At 46.2% G+C, this 15,387-nt stretch carries 13 protein-coding genes; 3 read left to right on the plus strand and 10 right to left on the minus strand.

Annotated elements, in window-relative coordinates; translation table 11 throughout:
• Positions 1–11: 11 nt before the first annotated feature.
• The 6 genes from asnB to D1Z90_RS14325 all read right to left on the minus strand — a co-directional run bounded on the left by asnB (position 12) and on the right by D1Z90_RS14325 (position 8,150).
• The gene (gene asnB, locus D1Z90_RS14300; protein WP_119911459.1) at positions 12–1,682 is read right to left on the minus strand and encodes an asparagine synthase B; all 1,671 of its coding nucleotides are present in this window, start codon (positions 1,680–1,682) and stop codon (positions 12–14) included.
• Between the two features lie 210 nt (positions 1,683–1,892).
• Entirely contained in the window at positions 1,893–3,506 is a 1,614-nt protein-coding gene (locus tag D1Z90_RS14305; protein ID WP_119911460.1) for a cation:proton antiporter domain-containing protein, read from the minus strand.
• A 107-nt stretch (positions 3,507–3,613) separates the two neighbouring features.
• Positions 3,614–4,363 (minus strand): HAD-IIA family hydrolase, encoded by a 750-nt coding sequence (locus D1Z90_RS14310; RefSeq protein WP_119911461.1) that lies wholly within the window; start codon positions 4,361–4,363, stop codon positions 3,614–3,616.
• 959 nt (positions 4,364–5,322) lie between these two features.
• Positions 5,323–5,556 (minus strand): hypothetical protein, encoded by a 234-nt coding sequence (locus D1Z90_RS14315; RefSeq protein ID WP_119911462.1) that lies wholly within the window; start codon positions 5,554–5,556, stop codon positions 5,323–5,325.
• Between the two features lie 172 nt (positions 5,557–5,728).
• Positions 5,729–7,039: a C45 family autoproteolytic acyltransferase/hydrolase gene (locus tag D1Z90_RS14320; RefSeq protein ID WP_119911463.1), complete on the minus strand. Its 1,311-nt coding sequence runs from the start codon at positions 7,037–7,039 to the stop codon at positions 5,729–5,731.
• Positions 7,040–7,229: 190 nt separating this feature from the next.
• Positions 7,230–8,150, minus strand: a complete 921-nt coding sequence (locus D1Z90_RS14325; protein WP_119911464.1) for a LysR family transcriptional regulator — start codon at positions 8,148–8,150, stop codon at positions 7,230–7,232.
• A gap of 251 nt (positions 8,151–8,401) precedes the next feature.
• Between D1Z90_RS14325 and D1Z90_RS14330 the strand changes: the two genes are divergently transcribed.
• Entirely contained in the window at positions 8,402–9,523 is a 1,122-nt protein-coding gene (locus D1Z90_RS14330) for a DUF1254 domain-containing protein (protein ID WP_119911465.1), read from the plus strand.
• 31 nt (positions 9,524–9,554) lie between these two features.
• Here D1Z90_RS14330 and D1Z90_RS14335 read toward each other — a convergent pair whose 3' ends face one another.
• Positions 9,555–10,058 carry a hypothetical protein gene (locus tag D1Z90_RS14335; protein ID WP_119911466.1) on the minus strand — a complete coding sequence of 168 codons (504 nt, stop codon included), beginning with the start codon at positions 10,056–10,058 and terminating at the stop codon, positions 9,555–9,557.
• Between the two features lie 220 nt (positions 10,059–10,278).
• Between D1Z90_RS14335 and D1Z90_RS14340 the strand changes: the two genes are divergently transcribed.
• Positions 10,279–10,878, plus strand: a complete 600-nt coding sequence (locus D1Z90_RS14340; RefSeq protein WP_119911467.1) for a DUF924 family protein — start codon at positions 10,279–10,281, stop codon at positions 10,876–10,878.
• Between the two features lie 144 nt (positions 10,879–11,022).
• On the opposite strand, the gene D1Z90_RS14345 is transcribed toward D1Z90_RS14340, so the two are convergent.
• Together D1Z90_RS14345 and D1Z90_RS14350 are read right to left on the minus strand one after the other, a co-directional pair.
• Positions 11,023–13,458 (minus strand): ABC transporter permease, encoded by a 2,436-nt coding sequence (locus D1Z90_RS14345; RefSeq protein ID WP_119911468.1) that lies wholly within the window; start codon positions 13,456–13,458, stop codon positions 11,023–11,025.
• Entirely contained in the window at positions 13,455–14,141 is a 687-nt protein-coding gene (locus D1Z90_RS14350; protein ID WP_198419194.1) for an ABC transporter ATP-binding protein, read from the minus strand. Before D1Z90_RS14350 ends, D1Z90_RS14345 begins: the two co-directional genes overlap by 4 nt.
• Here D1Z90_RS14350 and D1Z90_RS14355 point away from each other — a divergent pair.
• A complete protein-coding gene (locus D1Z90_RS14355; RefSeq protein WP_119911470.1) occupies positions 14,140–14,772 on the plus strand; it encodes an arylesterase in 633 nt (210 codons plus the stop codon). The genes D1Z90_RS14350 and D1Z90_RS14355 overlap by 2 nt on opposite strands.
• Before the next feature lie 385 nt (positions 14,773–15,157).
• Here D1Z90_RS14355 and D1Z90_RS21730 read toward each other — a convergent pair.
• Positions 15,158–15,387 (minus strand): hypothetical protein (locus D1Z90_RS21730; protein WP_232525263.1); only part of this gene is annotated, 230 nt, incomplete at its 5' end.

Genomic DNA, 15,387 nt, shown 5'->3' on the forward strand with positions numbered 1-15,387 from the left:
CAAAGCTGGGCTTACTTTTGTGAGTAAGCGTCGTTGTGAACACCGGCAGCACGACCTGAAGGATCGGCATTTTTTGAGAAGGCTTCGTCCCAAGCAATCGCTTGCGGAGTAGAACATGCAACCGACTTACCGTGAGGAACACACTTAGCCGCGCTCTCTAGCGGGAAGTGCTCTTCAAAGATAGAGCGGTAGAAGTACGCTTCTTTCGTATCTGGCGTGTTGATTGGGAACTTAAATTCAGCATTCGCCAGCTGTTGATCCGTTACTTGCTCTTCAATGTGGGCTTTAAGCGTATCGATCCAGTTGTAGCCTACGCCGTCAGAGAACTGCTCTTTTTGACGCCATAGTACTTCATCAATCAGCTTACCATCAAAGGCTTCACGAAGAATGTTCTTCTCGATGCGGCCGTCACGAATGGTCTTAAGCTCTGGGTTCGTGCGCATCGCCACGTCCAAGAATTCTTTATCCAAGAAAGGTACACGGGCTTCAACACCCCATGCCGACATGGACTTGTTAGCGCGTAGACAATCGAACATGTGTAGCTTGTCTAGTTTACGCACCAATTCTTCGTGGAACTCTTGTGCGTTAGGCGCTTTATGGAAGTATAGGTAACCGCCGAAGATTTCATCCGCACCTTCACCAGACAATACCATTTTAATACCCATGGCTTTAATTTTACGCGCCATTAAGTACATAGGGGTAGACGCACGAATCGTGGTCACGTCGTAGGTTTCTAGGTGGTAAATCACTTCTTTAAGTGCATCGATACCGTTTTGTTCTGTAAATACGATAGGGTGATGAACCGTGCCGATTGAGTCTGCTACTTTTTGCGCCGCCGCAAGGTCAGGTGAACCTTCCAGGCCAACCGAGAAAGAGTGCAGTTGTGGCCACCATGCGCCAGATTGACCGTCATCTTCAACGCGTTGTTTAGCGAAACGTTGGGTGATGGCAGAAATAACCGAAGAATCTAGGCCACCAGAAAGCAAAACGCCGTATGGCACGTCACACATTAGTTGGCGCTTAACAGCGTCTTCCAATGCTTGGCCAATTTCAGGTGCGCTGCCGCCGTTATCTTTAACGTTGTCAAATTCCATCCAATCACGAACGTAGTATTTAGTTAATTCGCCGATTTCGCTGTCCAAGTAATGGCCAGGAGGGAATTCTTCTACTTTAGTACACACAGGTGTTAAGGCTTTCATTTCTGAAGCCACGTAGAAGTTACCGTGTTCGTCCCAACCCATATAAAGCGGGATGATACCGATGTGGTCACGACCAATCAGGTATTTGTCTTTTTTCTCATCGTATAAACAAAAAGCAAAGATGCCGTTTAGGTCATCCAAGAAGGCGTTGCCTTTTTCTTCATACAGACCCAAGATGACTTCACAGTCAGACTTGGTTTTGAACTCGTAGCCACAGGTTAATTGCGCCGCTAGGTCTTTGTGATTGTAGATTTCGCCATTAACCGCTAATACGTGGGTATTATCTTGATTGTATAGTGGCTGTGCGCCTGTATTAACGTCAACGATAGATAGACGCTCGTGAACCAAGATAGCTTTGTCGTTGGAGTAAACGCCAGACCAATCTGGGCCCCTATGACGTAGCAGTTTAGACATTTGCAATGCTTGTTCGCGCAGTGCGACAGCATCACTTTTAATGTCAAGAATACCGAAAATCGAACACATAGACTTCCCTTAATTATAAGTCTCTTGAGCCCCCACGTTGCAGGCTCATTACTACAAAAAAATTTTACTTCAATTTGCCAACTTGAAATTTTATTGCAAGCTTTCCATGAAAAAAAGTGCCAAAAATGACTAAATTTATTGTTTTAGTCCAGCAAGAGGCCGTTTTTACCAAAAAACGACCCAAAAGTCACTTCACTTTTACGCAAAATGCTAGATACTTAGCCGAGTTGCGACCGGTGTCGTCATGGTTTCCACTTCCGTGCAAACATGGCGTGCAAAGCCGGCACCGGCTTCATCATACATATTAAATACCGCGTCCACGCCTAACGATTTCAATTCATCAATGTCTTCGGGGAAACGGGCGATTGCCGCAATCTTCATGCTGCAATCATGATGGGTTAATTGCACCGCAGCGTGATGGTTACCGTTATGGTCTGGCATGGCCAATAAAATCAACTTAACCTGGTCGGTGATTTCTAATTTATTCCAAAAGTCCGAGTCCATCGCATCGCCGGTGATCACTCTTCGCCCTTCAGCGCGCAGCGCTAAGGTTTTTTCGTGACTGTTATCTATCCCTAGCACTGTGTCACCGTACACTTTTGTGAGCTCGTCGTAGGCACCTGTGCCAACTCGTCCCATGCCCATCACTAATACGGTCGCGTCACCGACCCGCACTGGCCTGTCTTCCTTGTGTAAACGAGTATGTTGAAAGCGTTTTAAACGCGGCGCCAAAGCTTGGTAAATATTGTCACTTTGGGCGTTTAAAATCGAAGCGACAATAAAGCTTATCGATAATGCGATGGCGGTGATGATCAACCAGTCAGGGCTGAGCCAACCTTTGCTGGCAGCTAGCGCGGCGACAATCAAGCCAAACTCACTGTAATTGGCCAATGAAAATGCGCCGAGCAACGAGGTACGCGCGCGCAGCTTAAACAGATTAAAGCAAAAGAAATACAGCGCGGTTTTAATTGGCAAAATCGCCACAAACAGCAGTGCCAAACCAAGGTGGGTAAAGTCCGGCATGCCGGTAAGGCCGATATGTAAGAAAAAGCACACTAAAAACAGCTCTTTCATATTAAATAGGGCACGTGCCATTTCTTTTGCGCTTGGATGAGAAGCCACTAGCATACCGGCAATCAGCGCGCCTAAGTCTGCCTTTAAACCCATCAATTCAAAAAAACCGGCTCCGAGAACAAGTGCTAAGAAGAAGCCATAAAGTACCAGGAGTTCACCGTGGCCGACCTTATCCATGATCTTAAACAGTAAAGGGCGCAGTAAAGGCAATAGCAGTAGGCTTAACGCGTAGTAATCGGGCAACTTGCCAGTAGAAAAAGTTAAAAACAGTACCGCAAAAATGTCTTGCATGATCAACACGCCAATGGCGATGCGTCCATACAGAGAATTCATTTCGCTTTTTTCTTCTAAGATCTTCACCGCAAATACAGTGCTCGAAAAGCTCAGCGCGAAGGCCACTATCATCACGCCGGTGGTATCAAGTTGATCAACTAAGCTCAACCCCAGCCATTTGAGCACAAATACCACGCCCGCAAAAAACAGCACAGAACCTGTAATATGCAGGCTCGCCGCGCCCCAGACTTCGCCTTTAAACAAAGTTTTTATGTCTAGCTTAAGGCCAATAGAAAACAGTAATAAGGTAACACCTAAGTCAGCGATAAAACTCAAGCTGTCTGGCGCGGTAAACCCCACACCATTGAGAATAAAACCGGCTAAAAGAAACCCCACCATAGGCGGTAAACCGATTGCGTTGATTGCCATGCCAGTAGCAAAAGCAATGCCTATCATAATGATAAGAGTATGTTCCATATTTGTACTGCTTGTTTACCTTAAAATGCGTGCACGTGTTACTAAAGGGCCACATGATTTTACTGGGAAATGAAGTGCCAGCATAACATTTTATGCTGGCTAACGGGTTATAAAATATCGATATCTTTAACCGAATTAAAGATATGGTTCGGTTTAAATGGCACTTTGTCGATGTCTTCCATTTGGCTAATGCCAGAGAGCACTAAAATGGTTTCTAAGCCGGCTTGAAAACCCATCAGAATGTCGGTGCGCAAATTATCGCCAATGATGCAGGTGTCTTGAGAGTGAGCGCCAATTTTATTCAAGGCCGCGCGAATGATCCACGTACTGGGTTTACCCACATAAAATGGCTCTCGACCTGTCATGCGTTCAATTGGGGCACAAAGAGCACCACACGCAGGGCTCATACTCGGGCCATGCGTATCAGGGTTAGTGGCGATAAAACGTGCGCCGCCAGCCACTAAGCGGGCCGCTTTTTGGATCATGGTCCAATTATAACTTTGGGTTTCACCCACGATCACAAAATCTGGGTTGATATCGGTAATCGTAAAACCGGATTTATACAACTCGTGCGTCAAAGCGCCTTCACCAATTACAAAAGCCTTATTTCCTTCCTGACGCTCCATAAAGGCGGCAGTGGCCATGGCTGAAGTGTAAAAGCATTCAGGGGGTACATTTAAACCTGCTGATTTAAAACGATTATGCAGGTCATTCTCGGTCATTGCCGGGTAGTTGGTTAAAATGACTAACTTATTGCCTTGGTCGATGATCCTGTGAATAAAGTCATCTGCCCCTGGGATCAATGTATTGTCGTGCAGTAATACGCCATCGATGTCGCATATGATACTTTTTTGCATCGCTATCCCTATGTTTATATAAGCTATTCAATGATAGTACCCAGTTCGATAAAAAGAGTAAATTACTCTATTGAGACAGCGTGAGCTTTAGGTTGAAGCAGACAAACATAAAGCGCGAATAATGCCTTTAGATTATGCAAGGTTACGCCAGTTTGATGTGGTTCATTGTGGCTGGGCAAAGCTAACGCCGATAAGGTGTGTTGGCCTGGAGAAAGGCCACTGATGAACGCCTTAAAGGGTTAAAAAGGGCTTGCTAGCTTGATGTGACATAGCTCGATTGTTGCTTTTTCCTGCCTCTGGCCAGACGGATGAAGTCCATTAAAAATCATATTTATTCAATTGCTTACTTATTAAACTGATTCAATTGGTAAGTTGCTAAGTCAAAGGGCGAGATCAGGGTGAAATCAGCATCTCACCATCACTAGGAAGCTGTGCTAGGTTGCGGGGTTTTAAACATGCCCTTGGCTGAGCAAGTTTATTGATTTAGGTGCCCGTTTTCATCTCGCCGCTATTTTGAATGCTAAGCCAACCATGGCACCTTGTGCTTTATTGAGTAGCCCGTATGTTTTTGACTCTGTATACATTAATGGGTTTCCTTATTAAATGTAGGCCACAGTTATTCCTGGGCGACAGACTGAAATGCTTACACTGCCTGACTTATTCCGAAAGTGGTGTGGTTTACGTGCCGCTTTGTTCAGTAGGTTATCAGTTTAAAAGTTATATCATTTAGCGCAATCAGATCCCGGTTCTTTTGACCGATTGCGCCAAAACAGCGGCTTGTATTTCTGCCAGCGAGCTTGTGAAGTCTATTTTTACTGAATGCTGCGCTGTACCACGAGGAAACGTATCTCGTGTTGGAAAGCCAAATGGGTAAAGTCGCCAAAATTTCTGCGCCGGGTTATCGAGCAATGAATGGGTGTAGCCTCACGCTTCAAACCATTGACGGTCTGAGCAATTTATCAAGCAGCCCAGGAAATAGGTTTTTTGTTTAGCATTACAAAAATGGCGGTACCTTTTTGGTAGCCGTTAACATGGGGTAATGCGCCGTGTTTTTTATTCATTAAGTCAAACAGCCTGCCCAGGGTTATGTCGTTTTCAACCTCTATGATGTGGATGTTACTAAAACCTTCGAAGTCGTTGATTGGGGCCATGGTTGAGTCTGTTAATGGCTTTGTTTTGTTAAATAATTTCATGTTGTTGCCAATGGGTAGTGCATAATGAATTCGTTGATTATGGTGCCCTTGTGGGTTCACTCAGCTTTTAGTGTTCTAAAGAGGGCTGAGCCATGCTCGCCAAAGAGGGTAAACCCAGCTGGGCTTTTCCCCGCGCCGTAAGGTAAAAGGGTAAAAGGCTCAAATACCCGTGCTAAGGTTTTGGGTTGTACATAAAACGGTAGGGTTCCAGCGGTAAATTACCTGGGTTGCCGGCTGAAACGTGATAGTCGATATAATGCTCATCAATTTCGACCACGTGCCACAGGTTAGACGTAGCCATATCCGAGTCTACCGGTTTATTTAATGGCTTTTGTGAGAACAGCGCTTGCCATTGCTGAGGACCCATTTGCGCCGGTGTCTGTTTGGCGATGTTCGCTTCTAACAAGGCAAACCGTTGGACCGAGTCTTGGTTAAAGGCCCAATAACCTTGTGGTAACTTGTCGATCTCGATTGATTTTCCCTGTAAGTTAAATTCGGCTTGATATGAAGCCGACAAGTCATTGTTGGCTCGAGCGACATTGGCTACCGCCATCCAATTGCCGTCTGTTTTAAACTCTGCTACCTGATTAGCTGATACTTCAAATGTGCGCGTGCCATTTTTATCGGAAAGGGCATAAGCCAAGCCCGCGGCAGGTTTTACTTGCTGTAAATATTGCACGGCTTGGTCAACACTGCCGGCCTCAAGTAACTTGCGGTAAATGAAGATTTGCGCCAGACCGTGTTGCACATCATGGGCTAATTGAAATTTTGAGTGAGGTGTAAACGTATAGCCTTGGGTGGCATTAATACCGTGGCCGATCAGTGTTCCGGCATACGTGGTCATTAGCAGCACGGTGCCATCTTCTTTTACGTGTTTAATTAACGCTTGTGAGCCTTCAAAGTGGCGAGTCCAGTCCAGCGTATAGCCAATCGATACTTTGCCTTCTCCCCATACTGAGCCGTGAGAACAATGACCTGACGGCGCTAATCCTTGCTGGGACTTCTCCATGGCCAGCATGGGGTCAATGCCTGTCATGGCTTCTAATACCCAGAAGGTTTCATCAAAGTTTAGGTTATAAATAAACACGTCTTCAAACGCCAAACTTGCGCCATCTGCAATGCCTCGAATTTCTGCCACAAGTTCTGGAGCATGGCGCATTGCCGTCTGAAATAGACCGGTTTGACTGTAAAAATAGGTTTTATAGTCTTGATAGGTTTTGTCGGTGCCAAGGCTGGTCAAAAAGTGCTCTATCATGTCGTATTTGAAACGATTAAGGGTGGGTCTGATCACTTTTCGCAATGCGGCGCCGTGTTGGAATCCCCGTTCATACGCAGTGCCTTTTACCTCAACAGTAAAAAACTCTGACTCAGCGTTGTTCAAGGAAACTTGGAACTCAACGGGCGGCACGCCAGCTTCTGTCATCTCAACCGTTGCGCAGAATACGCTCACGGCCAATGCCGCGGTTAACATCGTTTTTTTCATAATATGGCCCCATTGTGGTACATGTGTTTATGCGTTTTCCCCGTGACTTAGGCAACTAAGCATTAGGAGGCATGGCGCACACTGATAAGGGGCAGATTAAGCAATCAAGTATTTCGAGGCTTTTGTCTTGTGTTTAGTGATTAATAGAAATAACCCTGCGGATGGGGTCAGTTGCTTACCAAGCAAGGGCCTATTGACCAATCTGTTTGAGCAATTTTGCGACAACTTGTTCCAGTTGCACCACTTTCGGGTGTTGATACAAAACTCTGTGATAATGCATGCCAACGTCATATTGCATTGGCTGCTGGTTAATCATCAGCGGCTTTTGAATGACGCCAACGGGCTGTGAATATTTGGGCACTTGAATGCCGATAAACAATAAATGGTGTTGTACACACGCCTCCAAAGCTGCGCTTACAGTGGCTACTGTTAACGTTTGTGTTAATGGAATGCCGATCGCCTTTTTGATTTTTTCATAAAACGCGTGATTGTCGTAAGCGCCAAGGGAAATGCGCACCGTGTGCGCATCTCGCACTTCACTGAGTTCAACCTGATCTTGGGTCGCAAGCGCGTGATCTATTGGCAAATAAATGTACACAGGCAATGCGCCCAATTTTCTTTCAATCAGTTGTTCATTAAAAGGGTTAGGGTAGCCAGAAACACCAACGGCGATATGGCCATTTTGCGGCGCCTCGATGTTTTCAAGGGACCAATCGATAAAGCGCATGTTTACCGGCGCAGATTTTTCCGAAGGTTGCTGCCACAGTTGTGTCGTGATGGGCTCTGTTAACAAGTAACTCAAGGGATTGATGAGATTAATAACGTATTCCGCCCCTTGTAAGTTTTGTGATTGCACCACTTGCTGAGCTTGCTCAAGCTGTTGCAGTGGCGTTTGGATGTGCTCGGCCAATTGCCGCATGAAAACATTGGCTTGGTAGTTACCTTTACTGACCACAAATAGCTCGTTACCTAGCCATTGCCGACAATCAGCCAAATGCCGGTTGAAAGTGGCGCGGCTGATGTTGAGTTCATGGCACACCTTAGGCAGCGATTGCACTTGGTACAAACAATGAAGAAATTGATATAGATTAAGATCAAGGCGTGATTTCAATTTTGCTTCCTGTTAGCGAATACGGGGTAACTCGCCCATGGAGATAAGGCTCATTTGTGAATGTACCTTAGCGCGATAAACGGCTTTATGGATAAGAATACCGGCAATTTTAGTCGATAATGGGTGATTTTTCAGAAATGATTGAGGTTGTAGTCTCAATAATGAGATTGCTTTTTCCCAGAAGTGAAACTCATTGCCCGCTATAGTTTAACCAACTTAAACGAACAACCATTTTCACAGAGGGCTTACCTATGAAACGTTTAACATTACTGGCTACCATAGTTGCAACTTGCCTTTCAAGCCAAACATTGGCGCACGATTTAGGCGATCACCTTCCAAAAAAAGGCGAGCCAACCGCGGTGCAAATGGCGCACAGTGGAAATACCCCTGTGACCAAAGATAACTTCATTGCCGCCGAATCAGATAAATACTTTTTTGAGCAGCAAGAAAAATCAGGTTTGAATCAGTTTACCCATGACCGTATTTTACTGACCATGGAAACCCAAACCGTGGTACGCCAAAATCGCGATACCCTCTATTCAAAAGGTATTTGGGATACCCGAGGCGGTTTGGAATTTTCATTACCCGTACTTGATACTTACCAATCGCTGCAGGTGATTGACGAAAACCACCGCACGGTGGCCGTCATCTACGCTGAACAAGGCAAAAACAGCATTCGCATCACGCCAGATATGTTGAGCTCTGGACAGCACGTGTGGACGGTAGCCAGAACGCAGGTTGACGCCAACACGCCAGAAGCCATTGCCGCCGGTAATAAAAAGCAAGATATGATCCAAGCTAAGGCACAATCTACCCAGCCTTATAAAGCCAAGGGATTTAACCAGAATGACCGTGAAGACGTACGTTTATCGCTAGAAGCCGACGTTCTTAAACTGGATTTCACCAAAGGCATGGGGGCGCCAGAGGGCAAAGCCGTGCATCCTGCGCAAAATGTGAAATTACGCGATGTTGAGCTGTTTCATGCCAGAGGCATGACGTCGATGGGCTTTGGCGGCTTACCCAGCGAGCATGCTTTTTATAAGGTATTACTGGCAGAAGATCGCAGCGGGGCGTGTCAAACCATGACATTTTCTGCGCCGCCAGTAGGCAAGAAAGGCTTCTTTTCGATTACGACCTACGGAGCCGATGCCTACGTGCATACAGACAAGTATGCGCTGTCGAGTCGTGAAGGTGAATTAGAAGCAAACCCAAATGGCTCTTACACAGTCAATTTTAATTGTGGCGAAGACGCTATCAACAATATAAAAGTGGAGCCTAACTGGACGGGAATTTTACGTATGTACCAACCTGTGTCTGAGGACAAGATAGTGTCATACGCGAAAGGCGTTAAACTGCCACACTCGCCGCAATAGGGTGACACTTTTCTCGTTGACCAGTGGCCGCTTAAAAGCCGCCGGCCCACTGGTCAAATTCAGAGATATTGGCGAGCTCTTGTGGCGTTTTCGGCGCGGGGTAGTATGGCAGAGCCAGTAAGGTGTCATCGGGTAATAACTGCCATTCAGGCGTCATTCTTTTTCGCTCTAACGTGTCTTTACCCGCTATTTTAATGTACATGTAGTAGCCATCAGCGTGAGTATTGGCATAGCTGGCAATAGTGACTGTTTCACCATTGGGTAAACGTACTTTGCGGCCAAGGGGAAAGAGTTGATGCAAGGCAAAGCTTACGTGCGCATCTTCTAAGTAACCTTGCTTGAAACGTTGTAAGCCAATCGCGGTTGAAGTGCGCCTTGTTTGCCAACCGACCATTTCAAATGAACGCAATGAATCGTGAAAAGGCCTGCCTTGTAGCTCGCCATTTGCAGATATAAATTGCACCAAAATGCGGTCGCCGTCTTGCTCTAAAATTGTTAAAAACCGCTCTCCGGTTTTATCCGCCATTAATCGCATGCTCTTACCTCTTGTTTTGCTGGCTGCATTTTAACGGTTTTTTATATTGTAGTGTTTGATCTTGTGCTGTGATTTGTCTGTTTTTACGAATAATGTCGAAATTATAAGCTAAATAAAGCAGGTGCATTGGCGGTTTAACACATTTTGTATAAAAGAGCATGAAATTCACCGTTAACCATGGTGAAATTACGCCGTGATCCTGCAAATATAAGGTGAAAAAATGCAGTACGAAGCATTATTACAACAATGGCTAGGCCCACTAGAAGACGGTTTTGCGGACGCGGACCACAGGCGCAGGTGGTTTGCTGCCACAGAACAAGAAAACGCTGAGTTAATAGGGCAGTATCAAGAATTACATCTACAGGCCATTGCGGGTGAGTTGGCGAAATGGCAGCAAACGGATCGCGGTACCTTGGCGCTGATTATTTTGTTGGACCAATTTAGTCGCACCATTTATCGAGGTAAAAGTCAGGCATTTGCCCAAGATGCGCAAGCGTTGAAACTTGCAAAAGAAGCCATTGCAAAAGGCGTTGATTTAAGACTGAAGGCAGATGAAAAACTCTTTTTATACTTGCCATTAGAGCACTCGGAGCAACTCGAAGATCAAGCGCAATGTGTGGCCTTGTTTGAGGATTTATTGGCCCATACTGGCTCTGAATATCACAGCATAAGTGCCAACTACTTGCAATTTGCAGAGCAGCACTTAGACATTATTCGTCAATTTGGCCGATTTCCTCATCGCAATGAAGCCCTTGGCAGAGCATCACGACAAGTTGAGCTACGTTATCTTAGCGAAGACGCACAAAGGTTTGGTCAATAATCCGGCTCATTAGCATGGGCTCCCTGCGCTTGGTAGTTCATAACAAGATCCCCAGAATGGATGACTGAGTGCGCTAGTTGAATGGCTTTGCAGTCCCGCAGGGCGTCAAATATGCACTTGCTCAGTCATCAAGTTGTACCCGTATTAAGCGGTGATCGGGCGTAATAAGCCCTTGATCATAGTGCGAATAATAGTAAATACGGCGGCCATCGCAAGCACTGGCAGTGCTAACCACAGCCCGGGGTGCCACTGCATAGGCAATTCAAAACCAAAGTGCATCACCAAAGCAATCACCAGCTCAGCGCCCACTACTGCCATTAATCCGGCAAGAATAGCCAATAGCCCGTATTCACTCCATAAAGTGGCCGAGATGCGTTTGCGACTTGCGCCTAACGTGCGGTAGAGTTTTATCTCTTGTTGCCTTTGATTCAAGCTCAGGCGCAGCAAGGTCACCACCAACAATAAGCCACTTAATACGCCTAATCCGGCCAATACGGTTAAAGACAAGGCGATTTGCTGCAGCATGCCTTGAATTTGAGTGGCCGCGGCGCGAAGGTCTAACAAGGTAACGGTGGCAAACTGGCGCGCCAGTTGCGTGACGATGCCGTCTTGTTGCTCGGTTAAGCGAAAGCTCAGTAGCCAAGTGCTGGGTAAATCAGCCAATAAATCAGGGCTGAAAATAAAGTAGAAGTTGGGCTTCATATTGCGCCACTCTACGGTGCGAATACTGGTGACTGTCGCATTGATGCCGATGCTGTTCACTTCAAATCGCAGTTGGTCGCCAAGTTGAATATTCAAGCGATTGGCGATATTGCGCTCCACCGATACGCCACTGCTTGGCATCCAAGTGCCTGCAACCACTTGGTTTTGGTCGGGTAAGTCCTGTTGCCAGGTAAAGTTCAACTCACGTTTGAGTGCGGAGTCTTGATTGATGTCCGGGTTTTCACTGAGCAAAGATTGATTACTATGGGTAATGCGCCCGCGGATCACCGGGTAAGCAGCTGAATGATCTATCTGCGCTTGGTCTAAAAAGTCGACGTAATCTTGTTTAAGATGGGGGTCGATATTTGCGGCAAACACGTTGGGTGCGTTAGCCGGTAAGGTGGATTGCCAATCGGCTAACACATCGGAGCGTAATAACCATATCACCGCCAGCAGCATGAGCGAACAGGTTAGGGCAGCAAGTTGTGATGACGTTGCCCCGATACTGCGAGCCATGCGGCTGACTGCTAATGTCATAGCAGGGCCAAAGGTCAAATTTTTGAGCAGTTTAACGATAAGCAAACCTAACGCGCCCAACATAAGCAACATGACGGCAATGCCAACCAAGGTTAACCACATAAAACGGTTATCACCAAACCAAAACATCAATGCGGCAAAAGGCACCAAACCTATGGTTAGGCGTAAGTAAAGCGGCGCCTTATGAACTTGGCTAGACTGGCTTAAAGACGTGGCTGGGGTCGCGAGTATATTTAAAATGGCGATGGCCATCGCGGGTAATAGCACAAATAAGGCCACTGCTACTGCCACCAAAGCTGGCTGAAAGCCAATGTTCGGTAACGGTGAAGGCAACATATCTTGGATGGGTAATCGCAATGCCCATTCCAATAATAAACCGAGCGACAAACCAGCAGCTAAAGCAAGCACAAACAAAGCGGCCACCTGCATCACTAACCAATATGCGAGCCATTTTTTACTGGCGCCTAAGCTTTTCATCATGGCGACACTTTGTTGGCGACTGGCGGCAAAGTGTTGACTCGTGAGAACGATGGTGGCACCCGACATCAAAATGACCATGATCAGGGTTAATGAGAGGTATTGCTGCGCCCGATTGATAAAGTCGCCCGTGCGGCTTTGGCTATTCTGATCGAGCCATCTTTGACTGGGGCCAAGAGAGTGGCTTTGCTTCAAGGTTGTGAGGGCGTCATCAGCGCCGGTGAAATACCACTGATAGGTGAGCCTGCCACCCGGCTGAATAGCGCCTGTTTTCTCAGCGTCTGATAAGTGCATTAATACAGTGGGCATTTGGCTAAAAGGGTTAAACGACAGCTCGGGATCTTGCGCTATCACCCCAGAAATAACAAAGTCTGCGTCGCCTAAGCTGATGGTGTCGCCAACTTTTGTTTCGAGCAAATCTAACAATCGGGTTTGTAACCACACTTCGCCTGCTTCAAGCTGTTGTTTTTGCTGTGCACCCGCTAAACGAAGCTGGCCGCGTAATGGGTATAAGCTGTCTTTCGCTTTTACCGACACCAGTTGCATATTGTCACCGACAAATGCCATGGTGCGAAAGTTAATTGACTGGCTTAATGTAAGCTGTTGTAGCGCTGAAGTACGCGCGATGTCTTCACTGATCGGGTGCCCCGATTTAAGCACTAAGTCTGCGGCTAGAGTGTCTCTTCCTTGCGCCGTCATCACAGATTCTACTCGAATAACGAGGGCAGCCAAGGCGAACACACAAGCAATGATTAAGGTGGTAGCCGCGGTGATTGGCCAAAGTTGGCCATGGCGAATTTCACGCCAGTTCCATTTGCTGACAAAGCCAATATTTAAGGTTGGTGATGATTGTGCTTGCTTCATGCTATCACCAATTTGCCACCGGCAACACGTACCGTGCGGTGGCAGCGCTGTGCTAGCTGGTGGTCGTGAGTCACTAATACCAAGGTTGTGCCGTGTTGTTCATTTAATGCAAACAACAGTTCTATGATAGTGGCGGCAGTCTGTTGGTCCAAATTGCCGGTTGGTTCGTCGGCAAACAAAATTTGTGGTTGTGACATAAAAGCACGGGCCAATGCCACGCGCTGCTGTTCACCGCCTGACAATTGACTTGGCGTGTGTTGCTCTCGGCCGGTTAATCCCACTTGTTGCAATAACTCCTTGGCACGGGAAGGTTTTTGCGCTTGACCTTTTATAATGTTTGGCAGCATCACGTTTTCTAAGGCGGTAAGGGTGGGGATAAGTAAAAAGCTTTGAAATACAAAGCTGATGGCGTCACTGCGAAGGGCAGCTCTGGCTTCATCATCTAACGAGGTGATGTCTTGACCAAGCAACTCTATATTGCCTTTTGTAGGCACATCAAGGCCTGCCAGTAAAGTCATCAAGGTCGATTTGCCTGCGCCAGACACCCCCACTAATGCCACGCTTTCACCGGACTCGATTTTAAGGTTAATATCTTGCAATATATTGAGCTGAGTATCTGCTGTAGTCACATCTTTACAGACGCCAGTTGCATTAATCACTAACGGAGAAGCTGAAACCGCCATGTTACGAGTCCTTATCATTATTGTTTGTGCCTGCTTGCCGCCTTTGGCTTTCTCACACACCTTGTTGGTTCTGGGTGACAGCCTTAGCGCGGGATATCAAATGGCAGCTAAAGATAGCTGGCCGGTGCTGATTGAGCCTAAGTTACAACAAGTCAACCCTAATGTGAAAGTCATCAATGCCAGCATCTCAGGCGATACAACAGGCAACGGCTTAGCTCGATTGCCTGCATTACTCAGCCAACACCAACCTGACAGCGTTCTTATTGAGCTTGGCGCTAACGACGGCTTACGAGGCTATTCACCTGCATTAGTACGAACTAATCTCAACGCCTTGATCACTTTAATTAAAGAAGCACAGGCCAAGCCTATTTTAATGCAGATTAAGGTGCCGCCTAATTATGGTCAACGCTACAGCAAAAGCTTTGCAAAGCTTTACCCTGAAGTGAGTGACGCGCAGCAAGTCCCGATGATTAGCTTTTTTTTAGAGCAGATTATATTACAACCAGAACTCATGAAAGAAGATGGCTTGCATCCAAAAGCAGAGGCCCAGCCACGTATTGCAGACATTGTCTTTGCTGAGATTAAATCGCTGATCCCAGTAGTCACCACAGAGGATGCAAAGCAAGGCTAGGTATAGCTCGTTGGAATTTTTTAGGCGTATAGCCAATGCAGCGGACTGAACGAAAAAAGTCATAAAGCTTGAGATCGATAACAAAAATACCAGGGTGAGAGCATGAACAGACCGAGAGCACACTTTAACTCTCAAGTCACTCGGAAAGAAATAATGAAACTGGGCTTATCCACCTTAAATGACGCTAAAAGGTGACCTACATTTCTTTGAGATCTTACTCTGCTCAAAGAACTGTATATAAAAACAGTTATAATGAAAATACGATGACTTTTCTCGATTTTAACACGCATCACCGTTCTTGGATAATACAGGGTATTTCTCAACTTATTGTTTTTTATGTATATTAAAGTGAGTTTTTTTGTGTTTAACGAGAACCGTATTCTCGTTAAACACGTTTCTCGGTTTCTCCAATAAAAACTCCTCTCAGCATTTGTAGCAATTGGACTAAACTGTTAAATTTGAGAGAATTTTTTTGAAAGCGCGGCGTTCTGTCTACTATGCCTGTTTTGTGTATAGGCGGAATTCTCGCTAATAAGCTGTTAGAAGTCACCAATATGGATAGTGCAGTTATAAAATCAGGTAACACGGCAGCCACTCTTACGTTTAGTGAGCGTG

Origin of the sequence: Motilimonas pumila, from assembly GCF_003596335.1 — a bacterium.
GTDB lineage: Bacteria > Pseudomonadota > Gammaproteobacteria > Enterobacterales > CBDFNC01 > Motilimonas > Motilimonas pumila.

Bases quoted from the DNA above. Each gene is read 5' to 3' on its own strand.
- D1Z90_RS14340 (WP_119911467.1), top strand. From the start codon at position 10,279: ATGCAGTACGAAGCATTATTACAACAATGGCTAGGCCCACTAGAAGAC.
- D1Z90_RS14355 (WP_119911470.1), top strand. From the start codon at position 14,140: ATGTTACGAGTCCTTATCATTATTGTTTGTGCCTGCTTGCCGCCTTTG.
- D1Z90_RS14335 (WP_119911466.1), bottom strand. From the start codon at position 10,058: ATGCGATTAATGGCGGATAAAACCGGAGAGCGGTTTTTAACAATTTTA.
- D1Z90_RS14345 (WP_119911468.1), bottom strand. From the start codon at position 13,458: ATGAAGCAAGCACAATCATCACCAACCTTAAATATTGGCTTTGTCAGC.
- D1Z90_RS14315 (WP_119911462.1), bottom strand. From the start codon at position 5,556: ATGAAATTATTTAACAAAACAAAGCCATTAACAGACTCAACCATGGCC.
- D1Z90_RS14320 (WP_119911463.1), bottom strand. From the start codon at position 7,039: ATGAAAAAAACGATGTTAACCGCGGCATTGGCCGTGAGCGTATTCTGC.
- D1Z90_RS14305 (WP_119911460.1), bottom strand. From the start codon at position 3,506: ATGGAACATACTCTTATCATTATGATAGGCATTGCTTTTGCTACTGGC.
- D1Z90_RS14350 (WP_198419194.1), bottom strand. From the start codon at position 14,141: ATGGCGGTTTCAGCTTCTCCGTTAGTGATTAATGCAACTGGCGTCTGT.
- D1Z90_RS14310 (WP_119911461.1), bottom strand. From the start codon at position 4,363: ATGCAAAAAAGTATCATATGCGACATCGATGGCGTATTACTGCACGAC.
- D1Z90_RS14330 (WP_119911465.1), top strand. From the start codon at position 8,402: ATGAAACGTTTAACATTACTGGCTACCATAGTTGCAACTTGCCTTTCA.
- asnB (WP_119911459.1), bottom strand. From the start codon at position 1,682: ATGTGTTCGATTTTCGGTATTCTTGACATTAAAAGTGATGCTGTCGCA.